The sequence below is a fragment of the Gleimia sp. 6138-11-ORH1 genome, from assembly GCF_024814355.1.
Classification (GTDB): Bacteria; Actinomycetota; Actinomycetes; order Actinomycetales; family Actinomycetaceae; genus Gleimia.
This window is the reverse complement of record NZ_JANUXV010000002.1, coordinates 172,353-189,349: the sequence shown is the minus strand read 5'-3', so window position 1 is coordinate 189,349 and position 16,997 is coordinate 172,353. Positions and strand designations below refer to the sequence as shown.

Here is a 16,997-nt window from a genome sequence, read left to right as displayed (position 1 = left end):
GTTGCTGAGAGAATCCTGAAATTATCCTTTTCAATTGGCTTTTTAGGGCGTATGTGTGTATCGTCACAGATATAAGCATTTTAATTTTAGCTAGTTAACAACGGGGTAAACATGAGCTTCACAAATGCAGATCCAGATCAAAGCTGGGCAGCGCGCGCACTCTGCGCACAAAACAAACCCGACGCACTTTTCGTACAAGGGGCAGAACAACGACAAGTTCGCTCCATCTGCATGAGCTGTGAAGTTCGTCTGGAATGTTTAGCTGACGCCCTCGAATCCGAAGTACGTTTCGGCGTCTGGGGAGGACTCACCGAAAGAGAAAGACGCGCCATGCTCAAACACTACACCGACGTAGAAAACTGGTGGCTATGGCTAACAGAATCAGAAGAACCACTAGCTTTAGAAATCAGAGAACCACGTATCCCACACGTTCTCGCTCGCGTTAGAGCCTAATAAAACTGGCAGAATTCCTAAAGTAGATTAAACTAAAACTATGCAAAAATGGGAATACGCAACAGTACCGTTGCTGGTACACGTAACTAAAGCGATTTTAGATCAATGGGGTCAAGACGGCTGGGAACTGGTACAGGTAGTACCTTCACCAACTAACCCAGACAACCTGGTAGCCTACATGAAACGTCCAATCGCTGAATAACAGCTAAACAAATATCGCATACGAAAGCGCTTTCGTATGCGATATTTTTATGCTTCCTACCACTACAACAGCTAAACGACGTGCAAACAACTAACGCGGCTACAAACAACTTAAATAAATCTAAAAAACACAAAAACCGAGGGCGGTTAGCAAACAAAAAGTTCAGCCAACCGCCCTCGGAAAGAAAACAGAACTAGCGTGCCCGCCGAGCCAAACGATCCACGTCCAGCAAGGTAACTGCACGGCCTTCCAACTGAATCCAACGACGAGAAACGAAATCAGCTAAAGACTTATTTACCGTCTCACGCGAAGCACCCACCAACTGAGCCAACTCCTCTTGAGTTAAATCATGCGGAACGTGAATTCCCGCATCAGTTTGAGTGCCAAACCGATCTGCCAAATCCAACAGGGCTTTTGCTACACGACCGGGAACATCAGAGAACACCAAATCAGCTAAAGACTCGTTAGTACGACGCATACGACGAGCCAAAGCGCGAAGCATATGCTTACTCATCGAAGGATTGTTGTACAAAGTAGTCACCAAATCAGCGTGATCTAAGTACAGCAAGGTAACTGGGGAAACGGCAGTGGCAGTAGTTGAACGCGGCCCTGGATCGAAAAGCGTCAATTCACCAATAATTTCTCCCGGCCCCAATACTGCAAGCAGATTCTCGCGGCCATCGGGAGAAGTATGGCCCAGCTTAATCTTTCCTTCAGTAATGATGTAAAGGCGGGTTCCTGGATCGCCCTCTTCAAAAAGAACTTCACCGCGACGCAGGGTGCTATGTCCCATTTTGGCGTGAAGAGATGCTTGTTGTTCCTCATCCAAACCTTCAAAAAGAGGAACTTGGCTAATGTAATTGCCTTCCACGATAACCTCAATCTCTACTTACTACTAAAATATGCTAAGTTGCCACTTCTAAAAGCAGGGCAACAAAATCACATAACTTGTGATACCACTCACCAGCTTAGCGAACTTTTGGACAAAATTACGCATTCCGAACCAAAATTACCGAAAATTGCTTTATAACCAGCTGAAACTCTCAGCACAAGAGACAAATCTCAGAAGAGAAAAAACATGGTAGCTAAAAAATCTTCAAGAACTACGGCGACTGCACAGCAGAAACTCGCCGCCCTTGGTGCTGAACTGCTGGCACAAACCTACCCAGATGCACACTGCGCCTTAGAATACCGCAACCCCTTTGAGCTTTTGGTAGCCACCGTTTTAAGTGCGCAAACTACCGATAAAAGAGTAAACACAGTAACTCCCGAACTTTTTGCCAAATACCCCACCAGTGAAGCAATGGCGGCAGCGCCGATAGAAGAATTAGCGCGGATTACCAGAGTCTTAGGATTCCAAAATAAACGGGCTCAACAACTCAAAGAGTTATCTCACGCGCTGGTAGTAAACTTTGGGACAGAAATACCAGTTGATCGCGCCGCATTAGAAACCTTGCCGGGAGTAGGGCGAAAAACAGCTCACGTAGTCTTAGGGAACGCTTTTGGAATTCCTGCGATAACTGTCGATACTCACGTGGGGCGAGTCGCCACCAGATTAGGATGGAGTCAGGCAAAAACACCTTTGGCAATAGAAAAAGATATCGCCGCTTTATTGCCCAACTATGATTGGACCATACTCTGTCACCGAATGATTGAACACGGACGCAATATTTGCCACGCGCGCACCCCGCAGTGCGGCAAATGCCCGCTGGCAGATATCTGCCCCAGCGAAGAAACCCACTAAAAGCCCAATCTAATTTTTAAAATCTACAAAAAGTTGGGCGGTTGGGTGTGTGTAATCGGAGCTAAAGTTGGGGGGGATGAACTAAAGTTCATCCCCCCCAAAAAGTTGCTAAATGCTTAACTTAGCTATGCAGATTGAAGTTATTTCTTTGCCGTCTGCGGAGCGTAACGTTCAATCTGATTACGAATTTCAGTTTCTTTACGTCCATCACGGCGCGCTAGAATCGCTACAATCCCCATTACAAAGAGCATCAGGCCAGCTAGGAAAATAGCGCCGGTGTAGCCGGTCCAGTTAATGTGGTGAGCTACGTTTGCACCGAAGTCATTCCAATCTTTCAGCCATTGGATTGCAGGAGCTAAGAAATCTTTAGTAAGCCCGGGGATAGCAATGAAAACTGTGCCGATCGTCAGAAGAACCAGGCCGGTAAATAGTGCCCCCAAAGAAGAACGCACTAAGAAACCTAAGATAACTACCGCCAGGATTACGCCAGCACCGAATTCGACCAGTGCGCCCACATTTAAAACCCCAGTTTGGTAAGGGCTGTTTTCACTTAAAGTGAAGCGGGCCGCTCCATCAGAAAGTAGGTACCAAACAACTGGTGCTCCCAGCAACGTCATGAAGAAAGACCAAAGGCGTGCTCCTAAACGGGAAGGAACTACAAGGGGAACAGACGTATTTGATAACACCAGGGCAGCCGTATTGTCTGATACAGGAGCGTCGTCTTCCCGTGGTTTCCAAGCAGAAACAGCTTCTTCAGCTTCAGCCTTTGCCTGTTCAAAAATTTCTTTCCGCGAAACTTCAGTTTCAGCTTCAACTGGGCTGGCTTCTTCGATAACTAGAGTTTCTGCCGTGGGTGCACTATCACCGGAAGCGGCAGTTTCTTCTGCTGCAGGGGTGCTTTCTACGGTTTCAGCGTTAGTATCGGCTTCGTTTAGTTTAGAAAAATCGAAGGAGCGACGGGTGGGTTCTGGATCCGGCATTGAGCGGAGTGCCAAAACATCACGCGGAATGTCAGCTGCGTCGCTTTCTTCCTTGGATAAGAAAACATCTGCCAAGGGAGCTTCAGAAACAACATCTTCAGAAACTGTCTCTTCCACAACTGGAGTTTCGGAAACGGGGGCATCGACAGCTAATTCTTCTCCTGCGGTTTCTCCACTGGTAGAAGGTTCTACAACAGGTTCGGTTACTTCAGCGGGCGTATCTGCTGCTTTTTCTTGCTGAGTGTTTTCTTCTTCAACTGCCGGAGAGAGCAGATCGGTGGCAGCTACTTCTGCTTCGGGGGTACCTAAATCCCAGTTAGCAGTTTCTTCCGTAGCTGTTTCAGGGGTGTTAAGTTCTTTTTCGACAAGTTCGTCGCGCTTTTCATCTGACATGAAGACCTCCTTATTGGCTAATAATAAACTTAGTAAAAAACTTAGATAACTGCGGGAGGCTTGCCGAAAAAGATTGGATTATTAGTAGTTTTATCCGCTTAAAGCCAAGTTTGCTTTATTAACGCCCGTAGACTGACTGCATTGCACCTAAAGCTGAGATGGATATTCCCAAAGCCCCCACAACGGGGAGCGTAAATGAAAACGCAATCAAATTCGGGTGATTTGGGGTGATTGATACTCCAGATAAGGTGAGGTAGAGCGGGCAGACAATCAACCCGGGTAAAACTAAAGACCCCCAAATGCTCAGGTGACTTGTAAACGGGTAACGGGTGGTGAGGCAAGCGAGGATAAAAACTAAACAACCGGCTAATAGTAGGAAACCGATTTGCCAGAAGCTGAGGTTAATCAGTTGGAAGTAGTGTCGGGTGATTAGTGGAGCCGAAGAGCGGGGGGCTAAGAGATAGAGTATTCCAAATAAAACTAACCCTAATGAAAAGGTCAGAGCGAAAGATTGGAAAGTTGAAAAGAGGCGTTTTGGCGGGGCAGCTCTGGAGGCTTTTCTTCTGGGAGCTTTTCGGGGGCTGACGGTGGCTAACACAATCAGCAGAAATAAAAGGGGCAGTTGGTTCCAACTAAGCAAAATCATTATGTTTCCGAAAGTGATTGATAAATCAGTTGGATTTGACCAAGAAAACACGGTGACTAGCAGACTGAGGAAAGCAAATAGCCCCGTCCAAAAAGTCATGATTAGTAGGCTTAGGTCAGTGAGCCGGCGTAAATATGAGATAGCTGCAAATAGTAAGGTGGCAACTAAAAGGGAAAAGTGACCTGCTGGGCTGGCCAGTGGAGTTCCTAAAGCCCCGGTTTCTGTCAAAAGAGCAACTGAATTGAAGATCAGATACAGTGCGATGGGAAAGGTGAGGAAGATTCCCAACCCGGGGTAGTCAATATTTGCTTTTTTCTTTTCAAGGCTGGTTCCGCGCGTTAGCTCCATACAAAATACTGTACCGTTATCAGAGAAGCTAGGGGCTAAGACAGTAGTGTTTAGGTGAGAAATGGTTGAGTTTTTAGAAAAATCGCAGTTGCAAACCCGTTTAGAGCAGTTTAATCAGTTGGCGGGGAAGTTGCGTTTCGCAGAGGGGCTGCGGCGCAACGCAGAGTTAGTGCGGGCGGAAACCAATTTACACTTGGCAAAAGATATTGCATTTTCCGAGGGCGTTCGCTTGGACTTAGCTCAGTTAAGGGCGGACTCTTTACAGGCAGAAGCGGACGTTAAATCTGTGGAAATGCAGATTGGTTATAACTATTGGCGTTTACAGTTGTGGGTTAGCCAGTTTTGGCCTCCGCTTAATCCGCGGCGAGAAAAGAGTGGGGGAGTTTTAGCTGTAGTTGGTAAAGCCCCGGCAGCGCAGCCTTTAGCGCTACCAGCTTTTTTGGGAACTGCTCATAAGTTAGCTGTTGCGCAACTTCCTTTGGATAAAACTGAGGTGGGTATTCCCCTGAGTCGTCATTTCCAAGAGTTTGCATTCGTGGGAAAAATCGCTGAGGTACCACTTTTTTGGCGTTTGGGATTACAGTTGGCACAAGCCTTACAAGCACCGATTTTCACAACTGCGAATTTGCCGGTGGTGCTTACTTTTATTCGCCAACAGTTAGTTATTAGCGGGCTTGAACCTACGGGGTGTTTGCAATTTGGAGTGGGTTGGAATAGGTATTTCCCGCAGGTGCAGGAAATTGTGAATCTGTTAAAAAGTGAAGCTGGGAAAGCTTTAGAACCTAAGTTAGCTTTTAATAGTGAGGAAGTAGTGGTTGCCTGGCTGTCCCTGTGGGCAGACATCTTATTGGCGAGTTTTCCAGCTACTGAGGATTTAATAAAAGCGGTGCAGGCGGGACGAATGCCTGAGACGCTTTAGGTGCTTGCAAAATGCTTTAAGATTCCTAAAACGTTCTAAGACTGTGCACAGGTAAAAGTTAAGGAAAATAATCCACAGTTGCTTTTAGATACAGGTGGAGCATTGCTAAAGCTATGCTTGAATCTAAAAATGACCATCTATTTAGCGATTAGCCAAGAAGAAACAGCGAATCTACTTACCAGCCGGCTTCACCTATATAACCTCCAACCTAAAATCTGGGATCAAGAAGTTTGGGAACAAACCAAAAATCCCCGCAGTTTAGACTCTTATAAAACGGTAACTAGTGAAGTCGATCTGCTGATAACTGACCAGGAACTAACGTTAAAACACCCACAGCTGCGGGTGCTGCGTTTAGAAATAGACTTAAAAATACCCGGCGATGAGGACTTACTCTACCAACTGAGCACCTCATTTTGTGCCAGTACACCTGAAGCAGCTAAAGCAATAAACCCTCTGGTAATCGTGGTGGGAGTAACTGGGAAAAGTGGAGTAACCCGCCTTGTTACACACCCGCGTTTAACTTCATTTACTAACTCACAAACTAATCGTGAAGCTACCCGATTAATTCGCGTTAATCTGCTTGAAGATCCAAGTTTTAGTGAGCGTTTAAGAATTCCCTTCACGACAGTTACCTGGCAGGGAGAAGAAACCGCGGTAGATTTCATCCCGCAAAGACTACCCACTGGAGAGGTAGTTATCGACGCAGATTTCTTTAAAACTGCCCCGGCAGATAAATTGGCTAAAATCCTCAGAACTTTAGCAACCCAGGCGCCGGTAGTGGTAGATGCGGGACGTTTAAGTGCCGCAACTATTCACTTAGCTAAAGAAAGTGACGCCCAGTTAGTAGTTGCCACTACAAAACACGGTTACTGTAGGTTGTTTAAGCGGCTAAAACTACTTCCACTGTTTTTCCAAATGTGCAGGCGCTGTTTAACTGTGGAACAGCTACAACAAAAATGGAACCTAACACTTATCACCAGCTGGAAAGAACTAAGAAACCTACTGGAGAGAAAAGATGCTGTTAAATAGTAGTTCACGCACCGCCCTCAGCGAAGGAAACAGTGCAGGATACGCACTGAATATGGGGGAGTCGATTTTCAGCTCCAGACAGCATTTAGAACAAAACCTAGTTGAGTTGGAAGCACTTTTGGCTGGCCCTGGAAGTCAGATAGCCGCCCTTTTAGAAGATCCGCAGATTACCGATGTGCTGATTAACGGGCAGACGCTCTTTATAGAAAAAGCTGGTGCCCTTAGGGAGCTTCCGCCCCTGGACTTAACAATTTCCCAAGTTCGTGAACTGGCAGTGCGCTTAGCAGCCGTAGCGGGAACCAGATTAGATGAAGCAAAACCGATTGCGGATGGGACTTTACCAGATGGAACCAGGCTGAATGCAGTTATCTCTCCGTTAGCTCCGCAAAGTGTACTAATCTCTTTACGCACCAAAAGATCGCTGAGTTTTTCCTTAGAACAACTACACTTTCAAGGTAGCTTACCTAACCCAGCTTATAAGTTGGTGAAACAACTGATTGAAGCTCGAGCTTCGACTTTAATCAGTGGAGCCACCGGAAGTGGAAAAACCACCTTACTGGCCGCGATCCTAAGTGAAATCTGCCCGCAGCAAAGAATCATCGTCATTGAAGAAGTACCTGAGTTAAATCCCAATCATCCGCATGTGGTAACCCTTTTGGCGAAACAGGCAAATGTGCAAGGACAAGGTGAAGTAACTCTATCGCAACTGGTACAAACCTCTTTGCGGATGCGCCCAGATCGGATTGTGCTCGGGGAATGCCGCGGAGCAGAAATCCGCGATTTATTAGCGGCGTTAAACACCGGGCATCAAGGTAGCTGGGGAACTATCCACGCTAATTCGGCGCTCGATGTACCCGCCCGGCTGGAAGCTTTGGGAACTTTAGCGAATCTAAGCTCCGCCAGTATCGCGGCGCAAACAGTTGCCGGATTGGACGCTTTCATACACGTAAATCGAGTTAAAAATCTTCGCCAGGTAACACAAATAGCTTTACCGACGCGCACCCAACAAGGGGATTTAACAGCAACTTTGGTGTGGGATTCACAGGCAGGTTTAGTGAACCCGTCTGCTTGGGAAGAACTATTAGCAAGATTAAATCCTTCGGGAGTAAAACTGTGATCTTCTGGTTAAGTTTAGGGGCTGCAAGTTTCGCAACGCTGATTTTTACCGGCTATCTGCAACGGAAAAATTCACAAAAAATAGTTAAAAGCCGCTGGCTTAAAGACGCTGAAGAACCAGCTCAAACTCTGATTATTCCAGATGTGGCTCCAGCCTATTTGGTGACTACGGTTGCAGCTTGTTTAAGAGCTGGGATGAGTGTTCCGGATGCTTGGGCGGCAGTGCTCGCGGACTTTGGTTTTAAAGCGGACTTTGGTTTTAAAGAGGGGCAATCTGTCTTTGATTTACCGGAGTTTGCTGCGGTTGCGCCCTCGGTAAGAGCTGCGGTGTCTTTAAGTGAAGAGATGGGGGTTGGGTTAGCTGACAGCTTGGAAGCGATAGTGGGTTCTTTAGAAGATACTGAAGAAGCTGCTCGCCTTTTAGAGGTGGCGCAAGCTGGCCCGCAGGCAACGGCTCGGCTACTGGGTTTTCTTCCTTGGTTGGGTTTGGTGGCAGCTTATTTGCTGGGGGCGGATCCGGTGGGGTTTTTCTTTTCTTCGTTGCTGGGTGGATTGATTCTTATAGGTGGGATTTCCTTTTGGGGGGCGGGGCGTTTATGGGTGCGGCATTTGGTGCGTAATCTTACGGGGGCGAAGCAGTTAGGAGTTGATCCGGTGGTGGCGGTTCGTCTGTTGGCGGCTTGTCTGCAAGCTGGTTTGGCGGTGCCGCGTAGTTTAGAGACGGTGGGGCGTAGTTGTCTTTATCCGGGTTTAGAGGTGGTGGCGCGTTTGTTTTTGTTGGGGGCGCCTGCGGCAGAGGTGCAGGGTTTCTTATATTCGCAAGAATGTGCTTTAGTGCGGCATTTGGGGTTGGCTTTGTTGCCGGCGTGGATTCGCGGGGCTGATCCGGTGGCGGGGTTAGAGGTAGTTGCGCAGCGGCTTCGTAAAGAAAGAGAACAGCGGGTGCAGGTTGCCACGCAGCGTTTGGCGGTGTGGTTGGCGTTGCCGTTGGGCTTGTGTTTTTTACCGGCTTTTGTGTTTTTAGGGGTGGTGCCGGTTGCCGGTGCGTTTTTTATGGGGTGAGTTGGGGGTCTTTTATTGAACTTTTGTCCCCAAGGTGGCAGTGAAGCGACTTTTCCACATTTTTCCGAGGGCGGGATAGTTACCTTCACAGATTTTGTTGAAACTAAAAATACCTGCTGGAATAAATGAATTTGGAGGAGATATGGAAACTCATAAGTTAGAAGAAGAAAAGTTTTTCGCTGAAATGGAAGGAGAAACTAAAAACTCCCTTAACCAAAGAAAAGTAGATTCTGTGGAACTGCGCGAAGCTGGTTTAGTGACTGCTGAGTATGCGGTGGGGATTGTTACAGCTGTAGCTTTTGCGGGGCTTTTATTGGCAATTATTCGTTCTGATAGAGTGCGGCAACTGCTGTTAAATATTATCGAAAACGCTCTGGGCGTAGCTTTTTAATTTGTACAGTTAAGTTTTCCAGCAGGATCAAAATGCAACCAGAAGAAGAAGTAGAGCAGGCGAATCTGCAGGCAGCGGGAATGGTGACTGCTGAAACGGCATTGACGATTCCCGCTGTGGTTGCCATTGCAGTTTTCTTAATCGCAGTGATTTCAATTGTGGGATTACGTGCTAACACCTGTGTGGTGGCGGGGCAGGTGGGCAGAGCTATAGCGGTAGAGGAAGCCTACCCGTTTACTAATGATTACACGCTAAATTCTGAGTTTCTTACCGGAGGATATGTGCAGGTTACAGCCACTTTACAACATAGGTTTTCTAACTGGATGCCAGTTAGCTGTAAAGTGGTGACACGTCTTGAAAGAAAATAATTTGTCGGTGGAAACGGGAAGTGCGTCAATTTCTCAGCTTGCTACGATTGCTTTATTACTGATTGTGGCAACTACGGTAGTTTTCAGTGGTTTTATGGGGCAGCAAAAACAGGTGCTGCAGGTTAAGGCAGATGCGGTTGCTTTGGGGGCTGCTCAGATTTTAAAAGAGTATTATGGGAGGGAAGAAGCGCTGGTTTTAGCGTGTGAAGAAGCGGCGTTATTGGCTGATTTAAATGGTGTGAAACTGCTTGACTGCGTTGCTGAAGACACTGAAGTATGGGTGTTTATACGCGAAGTTATATATGATTTCAATGTAATTTCGCGCAGTCGGGCGGGAATTAGCGCGAATTTTGAAATAAAGTGATGGAAGGCACCGAAAATAATTTTTCTCATAAAAGCATCTTTGATATATTTACTGGTGTGGGGATTCACTTTAAAAGGGAGAGTTAAAGTGGATCCCCACTTTTATATTCACTGCTATGTGATGAAAAAATAGGTTACAGTTAATTCTGTATATTTTAAGTGCTAACCAAGGTTGTTTATGGGCTCAGAAATAACGCCAAGACAGATGTATCGCAAACGCAGACAGCGTCGCCAAGGTAAGGTTTTTAACCTGATCGTCGCTTTCATGGGGATTACTTCCCTGGTGGCAGTGCTTATCTTAGTCGGATTTATTAAGTTTCCCTACTACAATACTTTCAATAAAGTGCAGCGTTTTGCAGAACCTGGAAGCATAGTCTGTATTCCAAAAGATACTGCAGTAGTCCCCTTAGAGGGAGTTCCGATTAAGGTTTTTAATGGTACTTCCCGTCCGGGCTTAGCGGACCAAGTTGGCAGTGCTTTACAAGGGGTTGGCTTAGATTTCCAAGAAAAAGCGAACTACAGTGGCACCTTCTTTGGCGGTGTGCGGATTGTTACTAACGGTAAACAGTTGGCTCAAGCATATTCAGTGGCAAGACTTTTTGAAAACTCCCACGTTGTTTACGACCCAAATGTAGTGGGGCCATTACACGTGATTGTGGGCGACGCCTTTAGCGAAATGAAATCAGCGGAAGAACTAAAGAAGTTAGTTGCCCAAGAAAACGTGATTTTAGAAAGCTACCCGAAGTGCCTACCGTTAAATCCGAAAGACCTTGAGTAGGTACAGAGGTTTACCGGTAAAAGTAGATACTTTAGCTTCGACTACAGGTTTTTTGGAAAACGGTGTATTCTATAAAAGATCCCTCGTGTGACGTCATCTTCTGAACCTCCCCAGGGCCGGAAGGCAGCAAGGATAGGATAGCTCTGACGGGTGCGCGGGGGATCCTTTATACCTCAAAACATTTAGTCGCCTAAAGACTGTCGTTAAAGGGTGACAGGTACGGAAAGAACCGCGAAAAACACGGCAATGCACTGACAGACCCACGCTAAAACTGTGAAGGCGTGGAAGATTTCGTGGAAGCCGAACCATTTCGGTGAAGGGTCGGGCCACTTTAGTGCGTAGACTACTGCTCCGATAGTGTAGAGCAGGCCGCCGATAGCCACTAGAATAACTACTTTAGCTCCGCCGGAAGCCCAAAGCTGCGGCAGATACCAGATGCCAACCCACCCTAAAGCGATGTAGAGAATAGAAATTAGCCAGCGGGGTGCGTGGGGCCAAAAGACAGAGAAAACTACCCCAAGAATAGTAGCTACCCACACTAAACTTAAAATGAACTTACTATCTGCAGGGGCCAGTAGCGCGACGCAAATAGGTGTGTAGGTTCCGGCAATCAGTAAGAATATATTGGCGTGGTCTAAACGGCGCCAGAACTTTTCCCAACTGGGTTCCCAATAAAAACGATGGTAGATTGCCGAAATCCCAAAAAGTAGCAGGGAAGTAGCTAAGTAAACAAAAGATGCCCAGCGGGTTGCCGTAGTGGGAGCTAAAACGGTGAGGACAATCGCAGTTGCCAGGGATAGGGGAACTGCCACAGCGTGCTGCCAACCACGAAAATGCGGTTTAACCTTTACTTCTTGCTGTGGAAACCATTTTTTGGGTTTGGTTGAAACAATCTTCATAATTAACTCCTTACTACCTTTAATTTAACGGCAAAAAATAATTCCGCCCAAGTGAACTGGCACCTGGGCGGAATTTAATGTCTTAAACTAGGCTTTTCGCTGCGCGTAAGGTTCACGTTCTAACTCTGAACCAGCTGGTGCGGAAGCTGGGGAAGCAGCTTCTAAGTTAGTTCCGCGTAGTTTAGAAAGTGTCCGCATCACGTGGTAAACCACAATAGCTGCGGCTGAACCAATCGCGATTCCTTTAAATTCTAAGTTGCCTGGCTTCCAAGTGAAGTCTGCGATTGCAACAACCATGGCAACTGCAGCGGTATTTAGGTTGACTGGATCTGCAAAATCAACTCTATTTTGCACCCAAATACGAACGCCCAACATACCGATCATGCCGTATAGGACTGTGGCAGCCCCGCCCAGTACCCCCGGGGGAATGGCTTGAATGATTGCTCCGAATTTAGGGAGCATAGAAAGACCTAAGGCGAATAGGGCGGCGATTACATAAGCGGCAGTTGAATAAACGCGGGTAGCTGCCATCACGCCAATGTTTTCCGCATAGGTGGTAGTACCAGAACCACCACCGGAACCGGCCACCGCAGTAGCCAAACCGTCAGCGAAAAGAGCCCGTCCAGTGATGTCGTCCAGGTTTTGTCCGGTCATTGCAGCTACCGATTTTACGTGGCCAACGTTTTCAGCTACAAGTACGAAAACTACCGGAATGAATAAGCCTAAAACAGAGATGGAAAATTGGGGGGTTTGGAACTGGGGAAGCCCAAACCAAGGGGCTTCAGCAACCTTAGACCAATCAACTTCTTGACGGAAAATAGCGGTGGCAAAGCCAATCAAAACTCCAAAGAGAATCGAAAGACGCCCAATTAAACCTTTGAAAAGAACGGTGAATAAGAGGATCGAAAGGATGGTAACTAAGGCAGTTACCGGACCTGCTTGGACGTTAATCCAAGCTACAGGAGCTAAATTGAAGCCGATTAAAGCAACAATCGCCCCAGTCACAATGGGGGGCATGGCCGCGTCAATCCAGCGGACCCCGGCGAAATGAACAATCAGCCCAATCGCAGCTAAAGCCAAGCCGGTCATTACCACGCCGCCTAAAGCGTAGCTGGGGCCGAGGGAATTAGAAACTAAAATAATCGGGGCGATTAGCGCGAAAGAAGACCCCAGGTAAGAGGGTAAACGTCCGGCTGTGATAAGGATGAAGAGTAATGTGCCAATCGCCGTGAAGAATAGTGTGGTAGTTGCGGGGAACCCGGTTTGGAGGGGAACCAAAAAAGTAGCCCCGAACATCGCAATGACATGCTGACTGCCAATTCCGATGGTACGAGGCCATGAGAGTCTTTCATGAGGTAAAACTACGCTTCCGGGAGTGATGCTTTTACCGTCGCCGTGAACTTTCCAAGTGAAGGCTTTAAAAATGCCTGATTTGAGTGCGTTATCGCTCATTAGAATCCGATCTTTCCGAAGGGCGCGTCGAAACGCTCGACCGGAATTTCAGCATACTGATTTCTTCGGAAAGAAGCAAAATTCAGCTGCGGAAGTCAGCGAAAAAGCAGTTTTACGTCCGTGATTTGAGATAGGTTTTCTTTTATTTTTTCGTACTGCGCATCCCAACTCGTGAAAGTGTTAGCGAACTTAGGTAAAGCCCCCTGCGAATGGGCTTTTTGAATCACTAAGGTACGTACTTGCATTTTCGCGCAAGTACGTACCACTTCCGCAGGGTCAAAAGGCATCTGCGGGAAAACAGTTAAACGCACTTCGTAGTCGAATAAGCTAGAGAGGTTCCGTTGAGCGCCCTCGAGCAAAATTTCTAAACTCTCCCAAGCGCGATTACCACCAGCCTTACCAACTACCTGCGGATAGGAACTGGCTGGCGCTTTAATATCCAACCCCACCCAGTCCACTAAATTTGAGTTTAAAGCGGTTTCTAATACTCGTGGGAATGCTCCCGCAGTGTGCAATCCCACCGCAAAACCCATGTCTTTCACCTGCTGCATGGCGGACAGGAGAGGGGCTGCTTGCCGGCAGGCTTCCCCGCCGGAAAAAACCACCCCATCTAAAAGGCCAACTCGTTTTTTGAGTAAATCCAAGACATCCGCCCAGGGCACTTGGCCGGGCGTGCGCGGATCCAAAATCTGATGATTCTGACAGTACACGCACGCCCAGGGGCACCCCTGGCAGAAAACTGTTAAAACCAGTTTCCCTGGCCAGTCCACCGTTGAAAGGGGCTGGATCCCCGCAATTTGTAGCATAGTCTTACCGTTGCATACAGTTAGGCAAGCACTGGTTCGCGGAAAGACACCCGCTCAGCGAACTCGGATTTTTTGCCGATATTAAAGGACTTTAAGGGGCGGAAATAGCCCATTACTCGCGTCCAAATTTCACATTCAGTTTGCTCACCAGCGGCAGCGCACTTAGGACAGTGAGTAAATTCGCCACTTAAATAGCCGTGTGCGGGGCAGACAGAGAAGGTGGGAGTAATGGTAATGTAGGGGATCTTGAAGTTTGATAGCGCCCGTTTCACCAAGGTTTTGCAGGCAGTCGGTGAAGAAATCTGCTGCCCCATGTAAAGGTGAAGGACTGTTCCTCCGGTGTATTTGCCCTGTAGTTCCTCTTGCAAAGTGAGAGCTTCGAATGGGTCGTCAGTGTAACCGACTGGAAGCTGGGTAGAGTTCGTGTAATAGGGTGCGGTTTCAACTCCGGCTTGAATAATCCCAGGGAAGCGTTTCGCATCCTCTTTAGCGAAACGATAGGTGGTTCCCTCTGCGGGGGTAGCTTCCAGGTTATAGAGATTGCCGGTGGCTTCTTGTAAATCGATCATCCGGTTTCTAATGTGATCCATCAGCCGGATTGCTAGTTTGTGTCCGCGGTGGTCAGTTAAATCATATTCGCCACCGGTGAAGTTGAGGATCAGCTCATTCATTCCGTTTACGCCGATAGTGGAAAAGTGGTTATTTAAGGTTCCTAAATAGCGTTTTGAATAGGGGAATAAGCCGTTTTCTAAGTGGTGGGCAATGACTGTGCGTTTGGTTTCAAGCGTTTCAGAAGCTAAGTTAATTAGTTCATCTAAACGCTGTAAGAGAGCAGTTTCGTTGCCGGCGTAGAGGTAGCCCAGGCGCGCTAGGTTGAGGGTGACTACTCCGATTGAGCCGGTTTGTTCGGCAGAGCCAAATAAGCCGTTGCCGCGTTTGAGAAGTTCTCTTAAATCCAGTTGGAGGCGGCAGCACATGGAGCGAATCATGCCGGGGTCAAGGTCTGAGTTAAGGAAGTTTTGGAAGTAGGGAAGCCCGTATTTTGCGGTCATGGCAAAAAGTGCGTCCACATTTTCGCCTTCCCAGTTAAAGTCTGGGGTGATGTTGTAGGTGGGGATTGGGAAAGTGAATACGCGGCCGTCTGCGTCCCCTTCAGACATGACGGCAATGAAAGCGCGGTTAATTAGGTCCATTTCAGGTTGCAGATCTCCGTAGGTGAAGTCGCATAGCTCGTCACCAATTAGGGGGTGTTCGTCAGCTAAATCTGCGGGGCATGTCCAGTCGAAGGTGAAGTTGGTGAAGGGGCATTGTGATCCCCAGCGTGAGGGGACGTTGAGGTTGAAAACCATTTCTTGTAGGTGTTGTTTTACCTGGGTGAAGGTTAGTTTATCTAGGCGGACGAAGGGGGCCAGGTAGGTGTCTACTGATGAGAAGGCTTGGGCGCCTGCCCATTCGTTTTGTAAGGTGCCCAGGAAGTTCACCATTTGCCCGCAGGCGGAGCTGAAGTGGCGGGGTGGGTTGGCGGCGATTGCGCCCGAGACGCCGTTGAAGCCCTGTTGAATGAGTTGTTTTAGTGACCAGCCGGCGCAGTATCCAGCGAACATATCTAGGTCGTGGATGTGAATGTCGCCTTCGCGGTGGGCGGTGCCGGCGGCGGGGGAGTACACCTGGTTGAGCCAGTAGTTGGCGATGATTTTTCCGCTACTGTTTAGGATTAGTCCGCCCAGGCTGTAGTCTTGGTTGGCGTTGGCGTTTACGCGCCAGTCGGAGCGGGTGAGGTAGTCATCTACGGTGGAGATTACGTCGATTGTGGTAGGGGTTTTGCTCATGGTGAGTTCCTTGGGTTAGTTTCGTTTTCGGGTGGGGAGGGTGGCCGAGGGCGTCGGCTTTAACTTCCCGTAACGGTTTCTAACCTTACTACCGCAAAACTAGATGTAGTGGTATCTGCCTTGGCGTGTCACTAGATATAGTGTTTGTTTTTATTTCCTGATTCCAATAGCACTACAAAATGAATAACAAACCCTACCAAAGCGATCAGAGCCACTAAGGAACTTATTGCAAAAAGATGCACCAGCCAATCGTATTCTTGGAAAACTACCAGCGGAATACCGGCCTCGGTAACTTCTCCTGGCCCGCGCGGCAAAGATACTAACAGGGCAACCAGGCTACGTAAATCTTCTAAGAGATACCAACCGAGTGCTAAAAAAGTCCCTAAAGTTATTAAATTAAATACTAAAAACCAAGTGTTTATGCGATTTCCAAATCCCTGCGGGCGCTCATGAGGAACCAAAATAAGTGCCCACCAGAAAGTGATTAAAACAGCTGCCACCACATCTGAGGGGCGGTGCCACCCCAAAAGAACCACGCTGAGAGAAACCGCCGCAGCAAAAGCAATCCCTAAAAAGGCCACAGGAACACGGATTTTCTGTGGGGAAACCACTGTTAAAGCTATTGCGACGCAAAGCGCCACGGTGACGTGACCGGAGGGAAGAGAATTTGGTAGATCAAACCCTACTCCCAGGTAGGGGCGGTCAAGGAGGAAATGTTTAACGACTTGGGTGGAAAAGTTAGCGCCAACTACCAAGAGGATCATCCGAAGCCCTAAAGCTAAGCGTTTTTTCACAATCGCTATTAAGAAAGTCACGCAGGTAATAAAGACTATTCCCAACACGGAAATTGAACGCGCAATGGGCCAAGCTAAGGTACGTGCCTGCGGGAAAGCAAATTTAGCCTGTTCTAAAACCAGCTGATCTAAAGCCTGCCCTAAGACTGAAGTTAAGCTAAAACGCACCACTAAAATGAGAACTATAGTGGTGGCAATAAATGAGAGTACGCGCACCGGGCGACGCCAGTCTGCCGGCCCTAAATCTATCCACAGGGGAGAGCGGTCTGCCGCTGAGGATTCTGCTGCTGAGGTAGCTTGAAACCGGTTTTTCTGTTGTTCTACCGCCATTTTCGGTAAAGACCTGTTTGGTTCACTCACGAAAACCACCTCTAGTTAGCATAAAGATATTGCTTTTCACCTAACCATAACACTGCTTTTCTGTC

General features: G+C 47.7%; 19 protein-coding genes and 1 other RNA gene. 12 read left to right on the top strand and 8 right to left on the bottom strand.

Annotated features, from left to right (window positions below; genetic code table 11):
- Positions 1 to 111: 111 nt before the first annotated feature.
- Together NXS08_RS04525 and NXS08_RS04520 are read left to right on the top strand one after the other, a co-directional pair.
- Positions 112 to 453: a WhiB family transcriptional regulator gene (locus NXS08_RS04525; RefSeq protein WP_259137768.1), complete on the top strand. Its 342-nt coding sequence runs from the start codon at positions 112 to 114 to the stop codon at positions 451 to 453.
- A 40-nt stretch (positions 454 to 493) separates the two neighbouring features.
- Positions 494 to 655: a DUF4177 domain-containing protein gene (locus NXS08_RS04520; RefSeq protein ID WP_259137766.1), complete on the top strand. Its 162-nt coding sequence runs from the start codon at positions 494 to 496 to the stop codon at positions 653 to 655.
- A gap of 193 nt (positions 656 to 848) precedes the next feature.
- On the opposite strand, the gene NXS08_RS04515 is transcribed toward NXS08_RS04520, so the two are convergent.
- A complete protein-coding gene (locus NXS08_RS04515) occupies positions 849 to 1,526 on the bottom strand; it encodes a Crp/Fnr family transcriptional regulator (protein WP_259137763.1) in 678 nt (225 codons plus the stop codon).
- A gap of 207 nt (positions 1,527 to 1,733) precedes the next feature.
- Here NXS08_RS04515 and nth point away from each other — a divergent pair, with 207 nt between their 5' ends.
- The gene (gene nth, locus NXS08_RS04510) at positions 1,734 to 2,399 is read left to right on the top strand and encodes an endonuclease III (protein ID WP_259137761.1); all 666 of its coding nucleotides are present in this window, start codon (positions 1,734 to 1,736) and stop codon (positions 2,397 to 2,399) included.
- Between the two features lie 140 nt (positions 2,400 to 2,539).
- Here the strand turns inward: nth and NXS08_RS04505 are convergent, their stop codons facing one another.
- Complete coding sequence (locus tag NXS08_RS04505; RefSeq protein WP_259137759.1) at positions 2,540 to 3,772, bottom strand: hypothetical protein; 1,233 nt, start codon at positions 3,770 to 3,772, stop codon at positions 2,540 to 2,542.
- A gap of 118 nt (positions 3,773 to 3,890) precedes the next feature.
- The gene (locus NXS08_RS04500) at positions 3,891 to 4,766 is read right to left on the bottom strand and encodes a hypothetical protein (protein ID WP_259137757.1); all 876 of its coding nucleotides are present in this window, start codon (positions 4,764 to 4,766) and stop codon (positions 3,891 to 3,893) included.
- Between the two features lie 61 nt (positions 4,767 to 4,827).
- Here NXS08_RS04500 and NXS08_RS04495 point away from each other — a divergent pair, with 61 nt between their 5' ends.
- The 9 genes from NXS08_RS04495 to ffs all read left to right on the top strand — a co-directional run bounded on the left by NXS08_RS04495 (position 4,828) and on the right by ffs (position 10,962).
- Positions 4,828 to 5,685: a hypothetical protein gene (locus NXS08_RS04495; protein ID WP_259137754.1), complete on the top strand. Its 858-nt coding sequence runs from the start codon at positions 4,828 to 4,830 to the stop codon at positions 5,683 to 5,685.
- A 129-nt stretch (positions 5,686 to 5,814) separates the two neighbouring features.
- Complete coding sequence (locus NXS08_RS04490; protein WP_259137752.1) at positions 5,815 to 6,714, top strand: hypothetical protein; 900 nt, start codon at positions 5,815 to 5,817, stop codon at positions 6,712 to 6,714.
- Positions 6,701 to 7,831, top strand: a complete 1,131-nt coding sequence (locus tag NXS08_RS04485; RefSeq protein WP_259137750.1) for a CpaF family protein — start codon at positions 6,701 to 6,703, stop codon at positions 7,829 to 7,831. Before NXS08_RS04490 ends, NXS08_RS04485 begins: the two co-directional genes overlap by 14 nt.
- Entirely contained in the window at positions 7,828 to 8,892 is a 1,065-nt protein-coding gene (locus NXS08_RS04480) for a type II secretion system F family protein (protein ID WP_259137748.1), read from the top strand. Before NXS08_RS04485 ends, NXS08_RS04480 begins: the two co-directional genes overlap by 4 nt.
- Positions 8,893 to 9,034: 142 nt before the next feature.
- A complete protein-coding gene (locus NXS08_RS04475; RefSeq protein ID WP_259137745.1) occupies positions 9,035 to 9,283 on the top strand; it encodes a DUF4244 domain-containing protein in 249 nt (82 codons plus the stop codon).
- A 32-nt stretch (positions 9,284 to 9,315) separates the two neighbouring features.
- Positions 9,316 to 9,651 (top strand): hypothetical protein, encoded by a 336-nt coding sequence (locus tag NXS08_RS04470; RefSeq protein ID WP_259137743.1) that lies wholly within the window; start codon positions 9,316 to 9,318, stop codon positions 9,649 to 9,651.
- A complete protein-coding gene (locus NXS08_RS04465; RefSeq protein ID WP_259137741.1) occupies positions 9,638 to 10,015 on the top strand; it encodes a hypothetical protein in 378 nt (125 codons plus the stop codon). Before NXS08_RS04470 ends, NXS08_RS04465 begins: the two co-directional genes overlap by 14 nt.
- A 177-nt stretch (positions 10,016 to 10,192) precedes the next feature.
- A complete protein-coding gene (locus tag NXS08_RS04460; protein ID WP_259137739.1) occupies positions 10,193 to 10,792 on the top strand; it encodes a LytR C-terminal domain-containing protein in 600 nt (199 codons plus the stop codon).
- A 74-nt stretch (positions 10,793 to 10,866) separates the two neighbouring features.
- Positions 10,867 to 10,962, top strand: an RNA gene (gene ffs / locus NXS08_RS04455) — signal recognition particle sRNA small type.
- Positions 10,963 to 10,995: 33 nt separating this feature from the next.
- Here the strand turns inward: ffs and NXS08_RS04450 are convergent.
- The 5 genes from NXS08_RS04450 to NXS08_RS04430 all read right to left on the bottom strand — a co-directional run bounded on the left by NXS08_RS04450 (position 10,996) and on the right by NXS08_RS04430 (position 16,932).
- Positions 10,996 to 11,691 (bottom strand): hemolysin III family protein, encoded by a 696-nt coding sequence (locus tag NXS08_RS04450; RefSeq protein WP_259137737.1) that lies wholly within the window; start codon positions 11,689 to 11,691, stop codon positions 10,996 to 10,998.
- A gap of 87 nt (positions 11,692 to 11,778) precedes the next feature.
- Complete coding sequence (locus NXS08_RS04445) at positions 11,779 to 13,143, bottom strand: uracil-xanthine permease family protein (protein WP_259137735.1); 1,365 nt, start codon at positions 13,141 to 13,143, stop codon at positions 11,779 to 11,781.
- A 95-nt stretch (positions 13,144 to 13,238) separates the two neighbouring features.
- Positions 13,239 to 13,949: an anaerobic ribonucleoside-triphosphate reductase activating protein gene (locus tag NXS08_RS04440; protein WP_259137733.1), complete on the bottom strand. Its 711-nt coding sequence runs from the start codon at positions 13,947 to 13,949 to the stop codon at positions 13,239 to 13,241.
- Between the two features lie 20 nt (positions 13,950 to 13,969).
- On the bottom strand, positions 13,970 to 15,778 hold the full coding sequence (locus tag NXS08_RS04435; protein ID WP_259137729.1) for a ribonucleoside triphosphate reductase: 1,809 nt from the start codon (positions 15,776 to 15,778) through the stop codon (positions 13,970 to 13,972).
- 131 nt (positions 15,779 to 15,909) lie between these two features.
- Positions 15,910 to 16,932, bottom strand: a complete 1,023-nt coding sequence (locus tag NXS08_RS04430) for a phosphatase PAP2 family protein (protein ID WP_259137727.1) — start codon at positions 16,930 to 16,932, stop codon at positions 15,910 to 15,912.
- Between the last annotated feature and the right edge of the window lie 65 nt (positions 16,933 to 16,997).